This is a genomic window from Micromonospora wenchangensis (genome assembly GCF_002210435.1).
In the GTDB taxonomy this organism is placed as follows: domain Bacteria; phylum Actinomycetota; class Actinomycetes; order Mycobacteriales; family Micromonosporaceae; genus Micromonospora; species Micromonospora wenchangensis.
This window is the reverse complement of the sequence record NZ_MZMV01000004.1, coordinates 1-18239: the sequence shown is the minus strand read 5'-3', so window position 1 is coordinate 18239 and position 18239 is coordinate 1. Positions and strand designations below refer to the sequence as shown.

15 protein-coding genes are annotated in these 18239 nt (G+C 73.8%); 7 read left to right on the top strand and 8 right to left on the bottom strand.

The window, feature by feature from the left end:
• Positions 1-47 precede the first annotated feature (47 nt).
• The gene (locus B5D80_RS03195) at positions 48-1028 is read right to left on the bottom strand and encodes an NAD(P)-dependent alcohol dehydrogenase (protein ID WP_088642251.1); all 981 of its coding nucleotides are present in this window, start codon (positions 1026-1028) and stop codon (positions 48-50) included.
• A gap of 115 nt (positions 1029-1143) precedes the next feature.
• Here B5D80_RS03195 and B5D80_RS03190 point away from each other — a divergent pair, with 115 nt between their 5' ends.
• Positions 1144-1851 (top strand): TetR/AcrR family transcriptional regulator, encoded by a 708-nt coding sequence (locus tag B5D80_RS03190; RefSeq protein ID WP_088642250.1) that lies wholly within the window; start codon positions 1144-1146, stop codon positions 1849-1851.
• A 359-nt stretch (positions 1852-2210) separates the two neighbouring features.
• On the top strand, positions 2211-4826 hold the full coding sequence (gene rph, locus B5D80_RS03185) for a rifamycin-inactivating phosphotransferase (RefSeq protein ID WP_088642249.1): 2616 nt from the start codon (positions 2211-2213) through the stop codon (positions 4824-4826).
• Between the two features lie 58 nt (positions 4827-4884).
• Here rph and B5D80_RS03180 read toward each other — a convergent pair whose 3' ends face one another.
• From B5D80_RS03180 to B5D80_RS03165, 4 genes are all read right to left on the bottom strand, one after another.
• Positions 4885-5115 carry a ferredoxin gene (locus B5D80_RS03180; protein WP_088642248.1) on the bottom strand — a complete coding sequence of 77 codons (231 nt, stop codon included), beginning with the start codon at positions 5113-5115 and terminating at the stop codon, positions 4885-4887.
• Positions 5112-6338, bottom strand: coding sequence for a cytochrome P450 (locus B5D80_RS03175; protein WP_088642247.1), 1227 nt, complete (start codon positions 6336-6338; stop codon positions 5112-5114). The genes B5D80_RS03180 and B5D80_RS03175 overlap by 4 nt, the downstream gene beginning before the upstream one ends.
• Positions 6339-6514: 176 nt before the next feature.
• Entirely contained in the window at positions 6515-7381 is an 867-nt protein-coding gene (locus B5D80_RS03170) for a hypothetical protein (protein WP_088642246.1), read from the bottom strand.
• 108 nt (positions 7382-7489) lie between these two features.
• Positions 7490-9997 carry a S8 family serine peptidase gene (locus tag B5D80_RS03165; protein ID WP_144081546.1) on the bottom strand — a complete coding sequence of 836 codons (2508 nt, stop codon included), beginning with the start codon at positions 9995-9997 and terminating at the stop codon, positions 7490-7492.
• Positions 9998-10135: 138 nt separating this feature from the next.
• On the opposite strand from B5D80_RS03165, the gene B5D80_RS03160 reads away from it, so the two are divergent.
• A complete protein-coding gene (locus tag B5D80_RS03160; RefSeq protein ID WP_158224103.1) occupies positions 10136-11905 on the top strand; it encodes a sigma-70 family RNA polymerase sigma factor in 1770 nt (589 codons plus the stop codon).
• Here the strand turns inward: B5D80_RS03160 and B5D80_RS03155 are convergent.
• Positions 11902-12489 carry a TetR/AcrR family transcriptional regulator gene (locus tag B5D80_RS03155; protein WP_088642243.1) on the bottom strand — a complete coding sequence of 196 codons (588 nt, stop codon included), beginning with the start codon at positions 12487-12489 and terminating at the stop codon, positions 11902-11904. The genes B5D80_RS03160 and B5D80_RS03155 overlap by 4 nt on opposite strands.
• A gap of 105 nt (positions 12490-12594) precedes the next feature.
• Between B5D80_RS03155 and B5D80_RS03150 the strand changes: the two genes are divergently transcribed.
• From B5D80_RS03150 to B5D80_RS03140, 3 genes are read left to right on the top strand one after another with little or no spacing between them, the layout of a single operon-like run.
• Complete coding sequence (locus B5D80_RS03150) at positions 12595-13524, top strand: SDR family NAD(P)-dependent oxidoreductase (RefSeq protein WP_088642242.1); 930 nt, start codon at positions 12595-12597, stop codon at positions 13522-13524.
• A gap of 50 nt (positions 13525-13574) precedes the next feature.
• Complete coding sequence (locus tag B5D80_RS03145) at positions 13575-13937, top strand: metalloregulator ArsR/SmtB family transcription factor (RefSeq protein ID WP_088642241.1); 363 nt, start codon at positions 13575-13577, stop codon at positions 13935-13937.
• Positions 13934-14437: an SRPBCC family protein gene (locus tag B5D80_RS03140; protein ID WP_088642240.1), complete on the top strand. Its 504-nt coding sequence runs from the start codon at positions 13934-13936 to the stop codon at positions 14435-14437. The genes B5D80_RS03145 and B5D80_RS03140 overlap by 4 nt, the downstream gene beginning before the upstream one ends.
• A 52-nt stretch (positions 14438-14489) precedes the next feature.
• Here B5D80_RS03140 and argS read toward each other — a convergent pair whose 3' ends face one another.
• Positions 14490-16208 (bottom strand): arginine--tRNA ligase, encoded by a 1719-nt coding sequence (gene argS / locus B5D80_RS03135; RefSeq protein WP_088642239.1) that lies wholly within the window; start codon positions 16206-16208, stop codon positions 14490-14492.
• 458 nt (positions 16209-16666) lie between these two features.
• Complete coding sequence (locus B5D80_RS03130; protein WP_088642377.1) at positions 16667-17101, bottom strand: PRC-barrel domain-containing protein; 435 nt, start codon at positions 17099-17101, stop codon at positions 16667-16669.
• A gap of 328 nt (positions 17102-17429) precedes the next feature.
• On the opposite strand from B5D80_RS03130, the gene B5D80_RS03125 reads away from it, so the two are divergent.
• A complete protein-coding gene (locus tag B5D80_RS03125) occupies positions 17430-17723 on the top strand; it encodes an SCO4848 family membrane protein (protein WP_088642376.1) in 294 nt (97 codons plus the stop codon).
• The last annotated feature ends 516 nt before the right edge of the window (positions 17724-18239 follow it).

Genomic DNA, 18239 nt, shown 5'->3' with positions numbered 1-18239 from the left:
GGGCGCACTTGACCGGGGAATCGGGGACCTGACCGAAACGGCGGCGGTCAGATGGTGACGACCACCTTCGCCCGGGCGTGTTCGCCTTCGAGGTAGGCGATGGCGCGGGGCACCTCGGACAACGGATACGTCCGGTCGATGGCCGGGGTGAGCCGGCCGGCCTCGGCGTACGCGCGGAGCGCGTCGAGGTGTTCCCGGCCGGGGGTCGCCGTCAGGACGACGATGCGCTGCCCGACGAAGGGGGCGAGCAGCCGCCCCCGGGTGAGGAGCCGGACCGGCCCGAGCAGGCTGCCACCCCGGTACACGCCGCCGCCGGAGAGCACCAGCGTCCCGGTCGGGGTCAGGGCCCGCCGCAGCGCGGTGAGCGAACGGTTGCCGACCAGGTCGAACACCACGTCGTGCCGGCCGACCCGGGTGAAGTCCGCGCGGGTGTAGTCGACGACGTGGTCGCAGCCGAGGGAGCGGACCAGGTCGACGTTGCGGGTGCTGCACACCCCGGTCACCGTCGCGCCGAGCGCCCTGGCGAGCTGGACGGCCAGGGTGCCGACGCCGCCGGAGGCGCCGTTGACGAGCACCCGCTGGCCGGGTGCGACCCGGGCCGCGTCGCGCAGCCCCTGTAGTGCGGTGACCCCGGCCAGCGGCAGGGCCGCCGCCTGCGGCGCGGTCAGGTTCGCCGGCCTCGGCGCGACCAGGGTGGCGGGAACGCACACGTACTCGGCGAACGCGCCGTTGGCGTCCCCGAGGTCGCCGAAGACGGCGTCGCCCGGACGTCGGTCCCGCACGTCGACGCCGACGGCCTCGACCCGGCCGGCGAAGTCGCGCCCCCGGATCCGGGCCCGGGGCCGCGTCGGGCCCAGGGCCAGCCGCGCCATCCGGGGATCGCCTCGCATCACGTGCCAGTCGTACGCGTTGAGCGCGGCGGCCTCGACCCGGACGAGCACCTCGTCGGCGGCGGGCACCGGCACGTCGACGTCGGCGAGGGTCAACGTCTCCGGCGGCCCGTACCGGTCCTGCACGATCGCCTTCATGGCTCCTCCTCAAGAAGTGTACGGCGTACACCTGCCGTGTCTCCACGGTAGGTGTACGCCGTACACCTGTCAATGCGGTTATGGTTTTCCTCGCCGACCGAGGACGGGAACCGAGATGGCCGAGCAGGCTGAGACGCTGCGCCGGACGCCGCTGAACAGGGATCGCATCCTGCGCGCCGCCGTCACGCTGGCCGACGGGGCCGGGATCGAGTCGCTCAGCATGCGCAACCTCGCCCAGGAGTTGGGCGTCGTGCCGATGGCCCTCTACAAGCACGTGGCCAACAAGGACGAACTGCTCGACGGCATGATCGACGTGGTGGTCGGCGAGATCGAGCCGCTCACCCCGGGCGTCGGCTGGCAACCCGCGATCCGTCGACGGGTCCTCTCGGCCCGGCAGGTGCTGCGCCGGCACCCCTGGGCGTCGCTGGCCATCGAGTCGCGGAGCGCGGCGACGCCGGCCGTCCTCGGCTACCTCGACTCGATGATCGGGGCGCTGCGGGCCGGCGGGCTCTCCGCCGACCTCACCCACCACGTCATGCACGCCCTGGGCAGCCGCATCCTGGGCTTCAGCCAGGAGTTGTTCGACGCGTCCCGGCAGGCCGGCCGGACCGGACCGACCACCCCGGCACCCCCCGCGCCCCTGCCGCCGGAGGTCGCGGCCCGGTTCCCGCACGTCGCGGAGATCGCCACCGCCGCCGCGCACGACACCGGCACCGTCGTCGGGGCGGGCTGCGACGACCAGTTCGAGTTCGAGTTCGCGCTGGACCTGCTGCTGGACGGCATCGAACGGCTGCGCGCGCGGGGCTGGACGTCGGCGCACTGACCGGTTGAGGTGGACGCGCCGGTCACCGGCGTGTCGCGTCGTATCGCGCCCCGGCCCCGATATCGACAGCCGACCTGGTGGAAACGTTTTCGCCGGGCGCGTTCACCATTTCCTCGCGCGCACCATTTCCTGCTCTCCCAACATATAGCGCACGGGGGGACTTGCCGCAAGACCCGGGTCACCCCGCAGAATCGTCAGCCGTGGCCGCCACCTGCGGAAATGCATCACGTGGGTGCGTCGGCGGCCTCGTCACCGGCGGAAGGCGAAATGATGTCCACGTACCCGACGACATATTCGGGGCCGCTGATCCGCCCCGCCGCCGCCCCGCGGCCGGGCCCGACCGTCCCGGGGTGCTCCCGATGAGCGGGCGGTACGTACTGGGGCTGTGTGAGGTCGACCCGACGCAGCGGAACCTGGTCGGCGGCAAGGGCGCCCACCTCGGTGGGCTGACCCGGCTCGACGGGGTCCGGGTGCCGGCGGGCTTCTGCGTGACGACGGACGCCTTCCGGCGGGTCACCGCGCTGGCACCGGGACTCGACGGGCAACTCGATCGACTGGCCCGGCTGGCACCCACCGACCGGGCGGCGATCGGCACCCTCAGCGCGCAGCTCCGCCGGACCGTCGAGGACGTCACCGTTCCCGACGACGTCGCGACGGAGATCACCCGTGCCCTCGAAGCGCTCGGCGGGCACGGCGGCTACGCCGTCCGGTCCAGCGCGACGGCGGAGGACCTGCCGACCGCCTCCTTCGCGGGGCAGCAGGACAGCTACCTCAACGTGGTCGGCCCGACCGCGGTGCTGCGGCAGATCAGCAGGTGCTGGGGTTCGCTGTTTACCGCACGGGCCGTCACCTACCGCCAGCGCAACGGCATCGACCACCGCAGGGTCGCGATGGCGGTGGTCGTCCAGCGGATGGTCCCCGCCGGGGCGGCGGGCGTCCTGTTCACCGCCGATCCCGTCACCGGCAACCGGCGGGTCTCCTTCGTGGAGGCCGGGTTCGGCCTCGGTGAGGCCCTGATCTCCGGGCTGGTCGACGCGGACGTCTTCCGGGTCCGCGACGACCGCGTCGTCGCCCGGACGATCGCCGCCAAACGCCACGCCGTGCGGACCACGACGACCGGCGGAACCCGGGTGGTGGCGATCGACCCGCAGCGGCAGGACCAGCCGGCACTGACCGACCCGCAGGTCGTCCGGCTGGTGCGGTTGGGGCGGCGGATCGAGGCGCACTTCGGTCAGCCGCAGGACGTGGAGTGGTGCCTGGTCGACGACGACTTCCAGATCGTCCAGACCCGACCGGTCACCACGCTGTTCCCCGTCCCGGTGGCCGACGACAACGACAACCACGTCTACGTCTCCGTGGGCCACCAGCAGATGATGACCGACCCGATGAAGCCCCTCGGGTACTCGATGTACCAGCTGATCGCCGCCCGGCCCATGTACGAGGCCGCCGGCCGGTTGTTCGCCGACGTGACGCCCGAGCTGGCGTCGCCGACCGGCCGCGTCGGCCTGCTGGCGGCCCTGGGCAGATCCGACCCGCTGATCGGGGACGCGTTGCGGACCGTCGTGCAGCGCGGTGACTTCGTCCGGGAGGTGCCGGACGAGAAGCCCGCCGGGCCGCCGGCCGGGGCGGCGGCACCGCCCGTCGAGACCGACCCCGCGCTGGTCACCGAGTTGATCAGGCAGATCGACGACGCCAACGCCGCCCTGCGTCGCGAGATCCGGACGAAGTCCGGGCCGGCGCTGCTCGACTTCATCCGGACCGACTTCCCCCGGCTGACCCGGATGATGATCGATCCGAGGAGCATCCCGGTCATCATGGCCGGGATGGAGGCGGTCTGGTGGCTCAACGAGCACCTTCAGGAGTGGCTCGGTGAGCGCAACGCCGCCGACCCGCTCACCCAGTCCGTCCCGCACAACGTCACCTCGGAGATGGGCCTGGCCCTGCTGGACGTCGCCGATGCGATCCGGCCGTACCCGCAGGTCGTGGCCTTCCTGCACCGGGTCGCCGACGGCGACGAGCCGGGCGACGACCTGCTGGCCGGGTTGCGACGGTACGCCGGTGGCCCCCAGGCGTGCGCGGCCATCGGGTCCTGGCTCGACCGGTACGGCATGCGGGGAGTCGGCGAGATCGACATCACCCGGCCCCGCTGGAGGGAACGTCCCGCCATGCTGGTGCCGCTGATCCTGGGCAACGTCAGGAACTTCGCGCCGGGGGCCGGCGGACGGCACTTCGCACAGGGCCTGCGGACGGCCCGGGACAAGGAACGGGAGGTGCTGGAGCGGCTGCGGGCCCTGCCCGACGGCGGCGCGGACAAGGCCGAACGGACCAAACGGATGATCGACCGGGCCCGGACGTTCGTCGGCTACCGGGAGTACCCGAAGTACGGCATGGTCACCCGCACCTTCGCCTACAAGCAGGCCCTGCTGGGCGAGGCGGACCGGCTGGTGGCGGCCGGGGTGCTGCGCGACCGGGAGGACATCTGGTATCTCACGTTGCCCGAACTCGACGAGGTCGTCCGTACCCACCGGGTCGACGACGGGCTCGTCCGCCGACGGATGGCGGAGCACCTGTCGTACCAGGCGCTCACCCCGCCCCGGGTGCTCACCTCGGAGGGCGAGATCGTCGCCGGGGCGTACCGGCGGGACGACGTGCCGGCCGGCGCGCTGGTCGGCCTGGCGGTCTCCGCCGGGACCGTCGAGGGGCGGGCCCGGGTCGTCGGGGACGTGGCACGGGCCGACCTCGCGCCGGGGGACATCCTCGTCACCAGGTACACCGATCCCAGTTGGACGCCGCTGTTCGTCGCCGCCACCGCCCTGGTGACAGAGGTCGGCGGCCTGATGACGCACGGCGCGGTGATCGCCCGGGAGTACGGCCTGCCGGCCGTCGTCGGGGTCGTCGACGCCACCCGGCTGATCCGCGACGGGCAGCGCATCCGGGTGCACGGCACCGACGGGTACGTCGAACTGCTGCCCTGAACGGCGCAGCCCGGCGGGCGTCGGGACGGGGCGGCACCCCACCCGACGCCCGCCGGGGTCAGTCGATCCGGATCGCGCCGGCCGGGCAGAGGTCGGCGGCCCGCTGGACGCGGTCGAGCAGCGCGCCCCCCGGCGTGGGGTCGCGCAGCAGCACCAGCCCGTCGGTGTCGTCCTGGTCGAAGACCTCGGGGGCGGTCACCACGCAGTTGCCCGCCCCGCAGCAGCGGTCCCGGTCGACGGTCACCCGCGACGTCGTCTCCCCGGACGCCTGCCGGGGTCCGGGCGTCACCAGGTCACCGGGAGGGCGTCGAGGCCGAACACGATCGAGGTGTCCCGGGTGCTCAGCTCCTGCGGGTCGGCGGCCACCCGCAGGTCGGGGAAGCGGCGGGCCAGTTCCACCAGCGCCATGCGCAGTTCGGCGCGGGCGAGGGGCTGCCCGATGCACTGGTGCACCCCGAACCCGAAGGCCAGGTGCTGGTGGGCCTGCCGGTACGGGTCGAACTCGTCGGGGTCGTCGAAGACCCCGGGGTCGCGGTTGGCCAGGGAGAGCAGGGCGATGGCGCCCTCACCGGCGCGGATCAGCCGGCCGCCGATCTCGACGTCCTCGGTGGCCAGCCGGAACAGCCCGTTGCGGACGATGCTGAGGTAGCGCAGCAGCTCGTCGACCAGCCCCGGGGCGAGGTCGGGCCGGTCGCGCAGGATCGCCCACTGTTCCCGGTGGCGGGTGAGCAGCAGGACGCTCAACCCGAGCATGTTGGCGGTGGTCTCGTGACCGGCGATGAGCAGCAGCAGGGCCATCCCGCCGAGTTCGTCGACGTCGAGTTCGCCCGGCTCGACGCGTTCCCGGATCAGCCGGCTGAGCAGGTCGTCCGCGTCGTCGGGGCGGGCCCGCTTGGCGTCGATCAGCGACCGGAGGTACTCCCGCAGCTCCTGGGCGGCGTGCTGGAACTGCTCGGCGGGTGCCCGACGGTCGAGCAGCAACCGGCTGCGGGACTGGAAGAAGTCGTGGTCGGCGTAGGGGACGCCGAGCAGGTGACAGATCACCTTGGACGGCAGGGGCAGGGCGAACGTCGACACCAGGTCGGCCGGGGAGCCGGCGGCGGCCAGGTCGGCCAGGGCGTCGGCGACGGTCTGGTGGATCAGTGGCTCGATCCGCTGGACATTCTTGATCATGAATTCGGCGGTGAGCATCCGGCGTAGCCGCAGGTGCGCCGCACCGTCCATCCGGATGAAGGCCCCCTGGGAGTTCGACGTGACGTCGGGCGGCAGCGGGCGGAGCAGGGGGAAGCCGGGGCGGAGCAGATCGGAGCTGAACCCCGGGTGGCGCAGTAGCTGACGTACCTCGGTGTGCCGGGTGACCAGCCAGGCGGTGGCGCCGGTGGGTAGCTGGACCCGGGTCACCGCCCGTTCGGCGAGGGGCTGCCGTTCGGCGTCGTCGATCAGGGCGAACGGGCTGCGGGCCGGGTTGACCGGCGGCCAGTGGGGCAGTTCGGTTTCCGTGGTCTGTGTCATGTAGACACTCCTGCCATGACTGTGAGTAGTCGCACCGCTTCGTGACGTTACCTACCGACGGAGGTCGACACAACCCCGGGCCGGCCCCGACCTCGTCCGGGGGCGGACGACCCGCGGCCCGCACCGAACGGATCGGCACGGGCCGCGGGGTGGCCGTCGTCCGACGACCCGACCGGTCAGTTCGCGCACACGGCGTACGCGCGCACCTTCCAGGTGCCGCTGAAACCGTCCCCGTCCTCGGCGGCGCTGACGGTCACCGTGGTCGACGAGGTGGGCCGCATCCCGGTCAGGCGCACCTGCCCCTCACCGCCGACGATCTCGCCGCCCACCCCGTGCACCCGCTTGCCCGCCGGGCAGGTCGCGGTGGCCGACCGGGTGGCCGTCGAACTGGCCACGCTGTCCACCAGCACCCGCTGGTCACCGGCGAGCGGGTCCACGCAGACCACCGAGACGTCCACCGACCAGTTGCCGGCGAACGCGTTGCCGGCCTCGACGCCGGCCACCGTCACGCTGCTCTGGTTGACCCGCAGATCCTCCAGCAGCACGTCGCTGGCCCCCGAACCGAGGGCCAGCGCCGCGCCCCCGCCACCGATCGCCCGCTTCCCCGCCGGGCAGAACACCTCCAGGAACTTCGGGTTCACCGAGTTGATCGCCGAGTGTCCGGTCACCACCTCCAGACCCGCCGGCGGCGTGGCGCAGAGCGCGGTGGCGGTGACCGCCCAGTTCCCGGCGACGCCGTCCGGGTCCTCGCGCCCGGTCACCGAGTAGAGGCCGGCGTCGGCCAACGGCTGCACGATGTCCATGCCCACCTGGCCGAGGCCCGATCCGGTGATCGCCCCACCACCGCCGATGACCGCGGTGCCGGCCGGGCAGACGGCGCTCTGCGACTTGGCGACGCTGTTGCTCGGCCCGACCGTGGTCAGGACCGACAGGCCGGGCACCGCCGCCACCGGCCCGCTGAGCGCGAGCTGACCGAGCACGACCGTGCTCAGCAGGGCACCGCCCAGGGCGACCGTCCGCCGCGTCCACGTCTGTCCACGCATGATGTGCTCTCCTTGAGTGCGTACGGTCCGGGAACCGGCCGGTCCCCGGTCAGGTTCGGAACAGGGGCGGGAGCCGGGTGATGCCCGGCCCCCGCCGGTACGGGTCGGTCAGCCGACGAGGTGCCGGATGCGGACCGGCACGGAGTCCGTGCCGACCAGCCCCGTCGCGTCGAAGACCTCCAGCCACACCGACCAGGTGGTGGTGTCGGTCCCGCTGGTCAGCTGGGCCAGCGCCGCGGTGAACGAGGCACAGTTCTTCGGCGTGCCCTTGTCGTCGACCGGCTCGCCGGTGGGCACCCCGCCGCCCTGGCACAGCACCTGCTTGACGCCACCGTCGCCGTACGCGGTCCACCGGAAGCGGGTCCCCGCGACCGTGCCGTCCTCGGCGTCGGTGCCGGTCCCGGTGAACGCGACCGACTTCGGCCCGGCCTCGACAGTGGTCAGGTCCAGCGCCGTGGCCGGCTTGGTGATCGTGGCGGTCGGCCGGGACTGCCCGGCCGGGGCCGCGGTGACCGAGAAGGCGCGCTGCACGCTGGACCCGGCCGTCGCGAACGTCACCGTGTACGCCCCCGGCGTGACCGCGTTCGCCGGCAGCACCGCCTGGTGGCCGGTCTTCTCCAGGACCACCGTGTCGCCCCGGCGCACCGTCCAGGTCACCTGGGCGTCGGGGACCGGCCCGAACTCGTCCGGGTCGTTCGAGGTGCCGAGCAGCCCGACCGGCTGCCCCGCGACGAGGGTCAGCCCCGCCGGCGGCGAGACGATGGCCACCTTCGTCGGGCTGTCCACCACCGTCACGGTCACCGACGCCGAGCCGGTACGCCCCAGGCTGTCGGTGGCGCTGGCGGTGACGACGTGGCTGCCGGCCGACAGCGACGGCACGAACGTCTGCGACCCGGTCGCCAGCTCACCGTCGATGCTGCTGGTCCAGGTGAGCGGCAGCTCCTTGCCCAGGAAGTCGGTCGCGGTGCCCCACAGGTCGACCGACTGGCCCACCGCGAACTTCTGCTTCGTCTTCGGGGTGCTGATGCTCACCGCCGGCTTGCCGACGGTCACGTCCAACGCCTCGGCGACGGCGGCCAGCGCGTCGATCCGCCGCTGGCTGCCGGTCACCTTGCCGCCCAGCCCGCCGACGTGCGCGGTGTCGTTGAGGATCCTGCGGACCTGCTCGGAGGTGAGCATCGGGTCGGCGGCCATCACCAGGGCGGCCACCCCGCCCACGAACGGCGAGGCGACGCTGGTGCCGCAGGTGGTCTTCGTGGTGTTGACCGCAGGCGTACCCGGGTCGGTCAGCCCCGGCACACACATCGGACCGTAGATCTCCACCGACGTGGTGAGGTCCTTGGTGCCCCAGTTCGACCCGCCGGACACGGTCGCGTCCGGGTTCATCCCGCCCACGCACATCACGTGGGTGCTCTCGCAGGGCACCCAGAGGGTGTCGCCGTCGACGTTCGTGCCGTTGTTCCCGGCGGCGGCGACGATCAGCGCCCCGGTGTCCCGGACGTGCTTCATCCGCCTGTCGGTCCAGGTGCGGGCGTGGCTGACACCGAGGTCCACGTCCCGGGTGAAGCTGAGGTTGACCACGTCCGGGTGGGTCGCCTCGGCGGCCTTCTCCAGCCGCCGCAGGACCGTCCAGTAGTCGATGCCGTTGCGGACGCCGACCAGCTCCTGCACCACCGGCCCGGCCGGTCCGGCGGTGCCGTAGTCGTTGTCGACCCGGCCCATCCCGGCGAGCACCACGCTGGTGGCGTGCCAAGGGCAGGGAGTGCCGCCGGTGCAGTCGTTGGTGTTGGTCTCGCCCCACTCCGCCTTGTGCAGGGTCACCTTGCTCGGGAAGTCGGCGTTGAACTGGAACCCGCCGTCCTGCACCAGGTACTTCACCTGCTTGGTCAGCTTGCCCTTGCTGTCCAGCAGTTGCCAGGCCGGCGCGACCCCCACGTCCAGCGCGCCACCGGCCCGCATGAACGACCAGTCGAAGACGTTCTTGCCGATGTCCGGGGCCTCGAAGACCTGGCCGTCGGCGATACCGGACGGCTCCACCAGCCAGTCGAGGACCACCTCGGTGCCCGTCCGCCACTCGGCGGCGGCCAGCGCGAGCAGGCGCAACGCCCGCTCGTCGCCGACCCGGTAGCCGCCGGACTGCCGGGGCTCGGCGGCGAGCAGGTCGGCGACCAGCCCGGCCGGGTCGGCCCTGGTGACGTCCACCCGGACCAGGTGGTCCTGCCCCTCGGCGTCCGGTGCGAACGAGTCGAGCACCTCGCCACCCCAGCGGGCCAGGAAGGCGTCCAACTCGGACTGGCCGGCGGTCCGCACCATCACCTCGTCGAGGACCAGGCCGGCGGGCTTCCCGTCCGGCCCGGCCACCACGCCGACCTCCCGGTCGGTGCCGGTCCGACCGACCGGGTCGAGCCGCAGCCGGGGCGCGGCCAGGCCCGGGTCGACCCGGAAGGCCAGCGGCTCGACGCCGGTGGCGTCGACCCGCCCGGTCGGTCCACCCGGTGTGGGGGCGGCGTCGGCGTCCGTGGTCGCGACGAGTCCGGCGGCGAGCGCCGCCACCACTACGGTGGTCAGGTACCGGCGGACGCGGGTCCGGTGGGTCGCGGATCGTGTCGTTGTCATGGGTGTCTCCCGGTGTCGGCGGTGCGATGACACCGGTAGGAGCGCGCCGGGGTCGGCATGCCAACAGAAAGTTCCCGGGGAATTTTTTCTTCGCTCTACTGGACCGGTCGACGAGCGGTGGGGGCACGGATGAACGTGATGGCGCAGGACGACCGGGCGCTCGTCGAGGCGCTGCGGCGGGGCGACCGGACCGGCCTGGAGGGCATCTACCGGCGCTACGCCGACCGGCTCTACACGTACGCCCGGACGATGCTGCACGAGCCGGAGGCCGCCGCGGACGCCGTGCACGACGCGTTCCTCACCGCCGGCCAGCGCATCGACCAGCTCCGTGACCCGGACCGGCTGCGTTCCTGGCTGTACGCGATCGTGCGCAGCGAATGCCTGCGGCAGTTGCGGGAACGGTCCCGGTCCGCGCCGCTCGCGGAGGCGGCCGAGCCGGTGGCCGACACCGGCGACCCGGCCGCCGCCGTCAACGCCGACCAGGTACGCGCCCTCGTGCACCTGGCGGCCGACGCGCTCAACCCCGGCGACCGCGAGGTGGTGCACCTGGCGATCCGCCACGACCTCTCCTCCGCCGACATCGGTACGGCGCTGGGGGTGCCCGCGAACCACGCGCACGCCCGGCTGTCCCGGGCCCGGTCGCAGCTCGAACGGGCGCTCGGCACGCTGCTCGTCGCCCGCAGCGGGGCGCGGGACTGCCCGGTCCTGGCCGAGCTGCTCGGCGACTGGCAGGGCCGGCTCACCCCGGTCCTGCGCAAGCGGGTCGCCCGGCACATCGACGACTGCGCGCGGTGCGGGCTGCTCCGGCGCGAACAGTGCAATCCGGCGGCGCTGCTGACCGCGTACACCGCGCCGGGGTTCCTGGTGGTGGCCGAGACGGTGTGGTCGCGCCTGGCCGAGGCGGGTTCCACCGCCGTGCAGGCCACCGCCGGGCTGCCGACCGGCACCGGTCCGGCCGCCGCCGACCCGCCCGGGTCCACCGTCGGGGGCGACGCCACCGACGTCACCGCAGCCCACGGCCCCGCCGGGCCGGCCCCGGCGGCCGATTCCGGCCCCACCGGTCCGACGTCGCCCGCCGAGCCGATGTCCCCTGCCGAGCCGCAGTCGCCTGCCGAGCGGTCATCGCCGGCTGACCCGCAGCCGCCTGCCGAGCCGGTGTCGGCTGCCGGTCCGCCGTCGCCGGCCGGGTCCGTCGGCGTCGCGGGCCGGTCCGACGCCGCCGGGCGGGACGGGGCGAACCCGGCCGGCGTGGCGGCGGCACCGGCCGCGACCCGGGACCGGCGGCGTCGGCGGCGGACGGCCGTGACCGCCGGACTGTTGCTGCTCCTGGTGGTGGCCGGCACCTGGGCGGTGTCGGCGGCCCGGCCGGACGCCGAGCAGGTGTCGGTGACGTCAGGCGTCCCCTCCGGTGCGGCGGCGGTCACGGCGTCCGGCGTCGCCACCGCGGCTCCGTCGGCCCGGCCGACCCCGGGGCCCGGCGTGAGCGGTGCCGGTGGCCCGTCCGCGCCCGGCGGTGCACCTACCGACGCCGCGACGGGTGCCGTCCCGGGTCCGACGCCGGCACCCTCCCGGTCGCCGGCCGCGCCCCGCCCGACGACGGGTGCGCAGCTCGCCGCGCCCTTCACGGTGTCGGCGAACGCGCACGTCCGCTGCGGCACGGACGCCTACGCCCTGGTCGTCCGGGCCACCGGCAGCGGTGCGCTGGTCAGCGCGCAGGTGCGGTACACCCCCGCCGGGGGTGTCCCGACGAGCCGGGCGATGACGGTGGACGGATCGTCCGCCCGGGTGACCGTGGGCCAGCTCCGGGCGTCCGCCGTGACCTGGACGGTACGGGTGACCGCCGTCGACGGCCGGACCGCGCAGAGCCCGTCGTCCACGGTGGCCGATCCGTGCGTCCGGCCGGGCTAGGCGGGCGGGGACGACCCCTGCCCGGGGGCGCGGACGCCGGCGAGCAGCACGGCCAGGTACAGCTCGACCCGGTCGTCGGGCGCGTCGGCGATCCGGGCGGCGAACGCGGTGCCGCAGACCAGGTGCTGCAGGTCGTCCAGGGTGAGTCCGGGGCGTAGCTGACCGGCCCGCGTCGCCCGCTCCAGCACGGTCGCGGCCAGTGCGGCCAACTCCCCCCGGCGGGTCGTGGTCGGTGCGGTGGCGTCCTCGTCCGGGCTGGTCGAGAGCACTTCGGCGAGGGTCGGTTCGGTGAGCTGGCCGAGCAGGATGCTGCGGAGCAGCCGTTGCAGTCCCGCCCACGGGTCGTCGTCGCGGCTCGCCGCCTGCGCCTGGTCGAGCAGGGCGGCGAAGGCGTCGGCGGCGAGCGCCTCCAGCAGGGCGCGCCGGGTCGGGAAGTGCCGGTAGACGGTGCCGACCCCGACCCCGGCCCGCCGGGCGATGTCGTTGAGCTGCAACGACAGGTCACCCTCCGCCACCAGCGCACGGGCGGTGGCCAGCACCCGGTCGCGGTTGCGCGCGGCGTCCGCGCGCAGTGTCGTCGTCACCGGGCCAGCCTAACCCAACGGATTGCCCATCCAATCGGATTGACAATCCGTTTAATCCGGGCTTGAATCGGATAGGTAATCCGCTCCTCCGTCGGAAGGCACGCCATGCACCGCGCACCCGGTTGGACCGCCGCCGATCTCACCGACCAGTCCGGCCGGACCTTCGTGGTCACCGGCGCCAGCAGCGGCCTCGGCACGGCGATCACCCGCCACCTGGCCGCCCGGGGCGGCCGGGTGGTGATGGCCGTCCGGGACACCGCCAAGGGCGCCCGGGTCCGGGCCGGACTCCTCGACGCCCATCCCCGGGCCGATCTCGTCGTCCGTCGGTTGGACCTGCTCGACCTCGATTCCGTCCACGCCTTTGTCGAAGGTCTCGACCGCGACGTCGACACGGTGGACGCGCTGGTCAACAACGCCGGGATCGGCACCGTCCCCCGGCGGTTGAGCCCGCAGGGGGTGGAGAGCCAGTTCGCCACCAACCACCTCGGGCACTTCGCCCTCACCGTCCGGCTGCTGCCCGTGCTGACCGTCGGCCGGAATCCGGTCGTGGTCACCGTCTCCTCCGGTCTCTACCGGCTCGGCCGGCTCGACCTGACCGACCTGGCCGCCGAACGCCGCTACTCCGCCACCGGCGCCTACGCCACGTCGAAGCTGGCCAACGTGCTGTTCGGGCTGGAACTCGACCGCCGGCTGCGGGCCGCCGGCTCCCCGGTGCGCAGCCTGCTCACCCACCCCGGGATGACCAGGACCGACCTCTCCCGGGACCTGCCGCCACTCGCCCGCCGGATCGAGACCGTGCTCGCGGGTCCGCTGCGCCGCCCACTCGACGAGGCCGCCGCCCCGATGCTCTTCGCCGCCACCGTCCCGACCGCGCCCACCGGCCGGCACATCGGCCCCGGCCGGCGCTTCCGCCGCGCCGAGCCCACCTTCGCACCGTTGCGCGGCCGCGCCACCGACCGGCGGCTCGCCACCGACCTGTGGGCCCGCTCCGAGGAGATCACCGGGGTGCGCCTGACGCCCACCCCGCTGCGCTGAGCGGCGGCGGCCGACCGGCAAAAGCGTAACCCATAGGTTACGCTTCACCGGTGGACGAGGTGGCGGCGGCGATATCCGATCCGGTCCGTCGTCACATCCTCGAGCTGCTGCGCGACGGCGACCTCCCCGCCGGGGAGATCGCCGACCGGTTCCCGATCAGCAGGCCGGCGGTCAGCCGTCACCTGCGGGTGCTGCGGGAGAGCGGCCTGGTCCGCAGCGAGCTGGTCGGCCGGCAACGGCGCTACCGGCTCGACGCCGACCGGTTCACCGAGCTCGCCGACTGGCTCGCCCGGTTCCGCCGCCCACGCGGCTGGGCGCAGCACCTCGACGCGCTCGAAACGGAGGTCCACCGCACCCGCCGGGAGCGCCGCGCGCGCGACACGACGGACCGAGCCAGAGGAGAAACCGCGTGACCGGCACCCCCACCGGACGGCTGTTCCGTACCGCCACCGGCACCGACCTGGTGCTGGTACGCACCTTCCGCGCCCCCGTCGCGGACGTCTGGGCGAGCGTCACCGAACCCGAGCGCACCGCCCGCTGGTTCGGCCCCTGGGAGGGCGACGCCGGCCCCGGCCGGACGATCCGGTTGCAGATGGTCTTCGAGGACGACGCCCCGTGGACCGAGCTGCGGATCGAGACCTGCGAGCCGCCCCGGCACCTGGCCGTGTCGTCGGCCGACGGGTCGGGCGGCTGGCGGATCGAGCTGCTGCTCACCGAGACGGCCGGCGGCACCGAGCTGCGGTTCACCCACCACCTCGACAGCGAGGAGCACGTCGGCGAGATCGGCCCCGGCTGGGAGTACTACCTCGACCTGCTGGTGGCCGCCGGGACGGACGCCCCGAAGGCCGGGTTCGACGACTACTACCCGGCGATGAAGCCGTACTACGAGGGGCTGCGCGGTCCGACGGCCTGAGCCCCGCCGGGGCCGCGCGTCAGGTCGCCCCGGCGCGGCCCCGGCGTCGCGCTCACATCCGGTCGAGCGTCCGGATGCCGAGCAGGTCCAGTCCCTGCCGCAGGGTCCGTCCCGTCAGGTCGGTCAGCAGCAGTCGGCTCGCCCGCAGTTCCCCGTCCGCCCGCAGCACCGGGCACCGCTCGTAGAACGTGCTGAACCGGGTGGCCAGCCGGTGCAGGTAGCCGGCGAGGTGGTGGAACTGCGCCGTCCGGGCCACCTCGTGGACGACGCCGGCGAACCCGAGCAGTTCGAACGCCAACGCCCGCTCCGCCGGGGTACCGAGGACCACCCCGGTCGCCGCCCCCGGCACCGTGCCGGCCCGCCGCAGCACCGACCGGGTCCGGGTGTACGCGTACTGGAGGTAGGGGGCGGTGTTGCCGTCGAGGGCGAGCATCCGCTCCCAGTCGAGCACGTAGTCGCGGGTCCGGTCGGTGGCCAGGTCGGCGTACTTGACCGCGCCGATGCCGACGGCCCGGCCGATCTCGGCCGCCGCTGCCTCGTCCAGGTCCGGGTTGCGGGTCCGGGCCAGCGCGGTCGCCCGGGTGACCGCCTCCGTCAGCAGGTCGACCAGCTTCACCGAGCCACCGGCCCGGCTGCGCAGCATCCGCCCGTCCGGGCCGAGGACGGAGCCGAAGCCCAGGTGCTCGGCGCGGGCCGGGGGACGCAGCCAACCCGCCTGCCCGGCCACCGCGAACACCATCGCGAAGTGCTGCCGCTGCGGCAGGCCCACCACGTAGAGCAGCCGGGTCGCACCCAGCTCGTCGACGCGCAGCCGCAGCGCCGCCAGGTCCGTCGCCGGGTACCCGTACCCACCGTCGCCCTTGCGCACGATCAACGGCAGCGCGACGCCGTCGCGCCCGACGAACCCGGGCGGGAAGACGCAGGTCGCCCCGGCGCTGTCGGTCAGCAACCCGAGCCGGTCGAGGTCGGTCACCACCGCGCCGAGCCGGTCGTTGTACGCGCTCTCGCCCCGGAAGTCCTCCGCGGTCAGGGTGACGTCGAGCAGCTCGTACACGGTCAGGAAGTACCGCTGGGACTGCCCGACCAGCAACCGCCACAGCCGGCGGGTCTCCGGGTCGCCGGCCTGCAACGCGACCACCCGCTGCCGGGCGCGTTCCCGGAACGCCGGGTCGGCGTCGAACTTCGACCGGGCCGCCCGGTAGAACCCGTCCAGGTCGCCGATGGACAGCTCCTGCGCCGCCTCCGTCTCACCGAGGTCCACCAGGTGCGCGATCAGCATCCCGAACGGGGTGCCCCAGTCGCCCAGGTGGTTGACCCGCACGACGCGGTGCCCGAGCCAGCCCAGCACCCGCACGGCCGCGTCGCCGATGACCGTCGAGCGCAGGTGCCCGACGTGCATCTCCTTCGCCACGTTCGGCCCCGAGTAGTCGACCACCACGGTCTCGGGCTCGCCGGTCACCGGCACCCCGAGCCGCTCGTCGCCGGCGAGCGCGGCGACCATCCCGGCCAGCGCCCCGTCGGCGAGGGTCAGGTTGACGAAGCCGGGGCCGGAGACCTCCGCCACCGCGCAGACGTCGTCGAGGTCCGCGCGGTCCAGCACCGCCTGGGCGATCTCGCGCGGGGGCCGGCCGAGCCGCCGGGCCAGCGCCAGCGCCGCGTCGGACTGGAAGTCCGCCCGCGGCGAGCGCCGCACGGTGGGCGCGACCGGTTCGCCGGCCACGGCGGCGAACGCGGGCGTCAGCCGGTCGGTGAGCAACCTTTCAAGATCCATTGGTACGCCGATCTGCTCGGATCCGTCAGCCAGGCGGATCCCCGGACGGGGGAGCCTGCGGACGGACCGAGGACAGCGGTGGTGACCGGCGGCTCGATCCGCCGGTCGCAGGGGAATGGGTCAGCGCGGGCGGGCGACGGATCGCCGGCGTCGCTCCGCACCGACCACGACGTCGTACGACGTCCGGGTGTGCTGAGCGGTCGCGCTGGTCATGCCGGCAGCCTACCGGACCGGCGGTGTGGCCGATCCGTCCTGCCGGTCGGGTCCGGTCCCCTGCGTGGCTGGTCGGCCCTGCGGGCCTGGTCGGCTCTGCTGGCCGTGTCTGGTCCCGTCGCGGCCTGGTCGGTCGCCCTGCCGACACCTCCCGCCCCGGCCGGGTCGGCTCTGCTGGGCGCGTCCGGTCGCGGCCTGGTCGGTCCGCCGCGAGTGCCCGTCGGGCGGACCGGGCTCCCCGGCGGTCAGCCCCGGCGGTAGCTCTGCGCGTAGTAGTCACCGACCTGGTCGCGGTAGTCCGGCCGGGCACCGTCCTCGGGATCGAAGGCCGGTGAGTCCTTGACCTGCTCCCGGCTCCGGTCGACGTGCACCACCCGGTCCCCGTGGTCCACCCGAGCGACCGTGCCGACCGGCAGCAGGACCTTCCGCCCGAAGATCCACGGCCCGGTGTCCACCACCAGCCAGCGGGCGCCCGCCTCCTCGCTCGCCTCGTCGATCGCGCCGATCCGCCCGTCGGTCGCCTCCACCCGGTAGCCGGTCAGGTCGAGCGGTGTTCCCGGGCCGGGCGCGTCCGGCCCGTCGTGCGGTTCCCGGTCGGGCCGCTCACCCGGCTCGGTCTGGTCGTATCCGCCGGCCAGCGCCGCCGGGTCACGCCATGCCCACGGGTTGAACGGTTGCATCCGGGTCACCTCCACCTGGTCGTCGACACCCGACAGGTGCCCGGACCCCCAGCAGCGGAAACACCGCGCCACCAGATCCGCCCCGCCCCGGGGCCCGGCCCGCCTCGCCCGCCGCCGCTGGAGCGCGTCAGCGGTCGCCCCGGTGAGCCGGACGGGTCGCCGTCGCCGTCCCGAGCCCGTTGATCAAGAAGTTTGCGTCACGGACGTCCCCGAGGACGACCGGAACCTCTTGGTCGACACGGTCCGGGGGTGGAGCGTCGCCGTTCGGGGGCGGTGGCGGGAGTGGGGCGGGCCGGCAGGCGGCGGGGCGCTGGGATACTCGTCGACCATGGTGTTGTCGCGGGGTTGGTCGTCGTTCCTGGTCGGCGTCGGGGTGTGGACCTGGGTGATCTGGCCGAGGTTCGGGCTCGCCATCTGGAACGACACGCGGGCCTGGTCGGGCGGGGCGGTCGGCGTGGGCGCCCCGACCGGATTCCTCTGGATCCACGCGGTGCTCATCGCGGCCTCGTTGGCCATCGGCTCCACTGCCGGTGTGCTCGGCATCCGGGGATGGCGGGCGGCCCGTCGCCTGTCCCGCAGGCGTCAGCCGGGCGAGGTGGAGCCCGATGACCAGCGGATTTGACGATCAAACCTGAGGCCGCGTAACTTTCTCTCTGCCAGCGCGGAACGGGCAAACGGGATTAAAGCCCCGGGGACCGGATTCGATGTGTGGCACCGGGTCGTCGGGGGCACTATCTCCCACACGACGCGGTCCGGGTGGGGCTCGACCGAACGCCGCAGGGCGGATTTGGTCGGGCGGAACCGACCGGGTAAGGTTGTCGACCGGCAGGGCACCGGGCGAGCATGCGGGAGACCGCAGCGGCCGGTTCTGCCAAATCCGATGATCAATCGCAGCGCTGGCCGCTGCGTGCGCTCAGCGGGGCAATGCCGTACGAAGCGTGACACACCGGGACAGACCGGTTGACACGGGGAAGACGGTGAGGTAACGTAGTAAAAGTGCCCGGCGCGAGAGCGCGGGGCGCAGTGAACGAAATACCCCGGTCGGGTCACCGTTAGTGCGGTGTTCTGGTTGGTGTGTGGTTGTTCTTTGAGAACTCAACAGGGTGCTTGTAAAGCCAGTGCCAATTGTTTATACCCC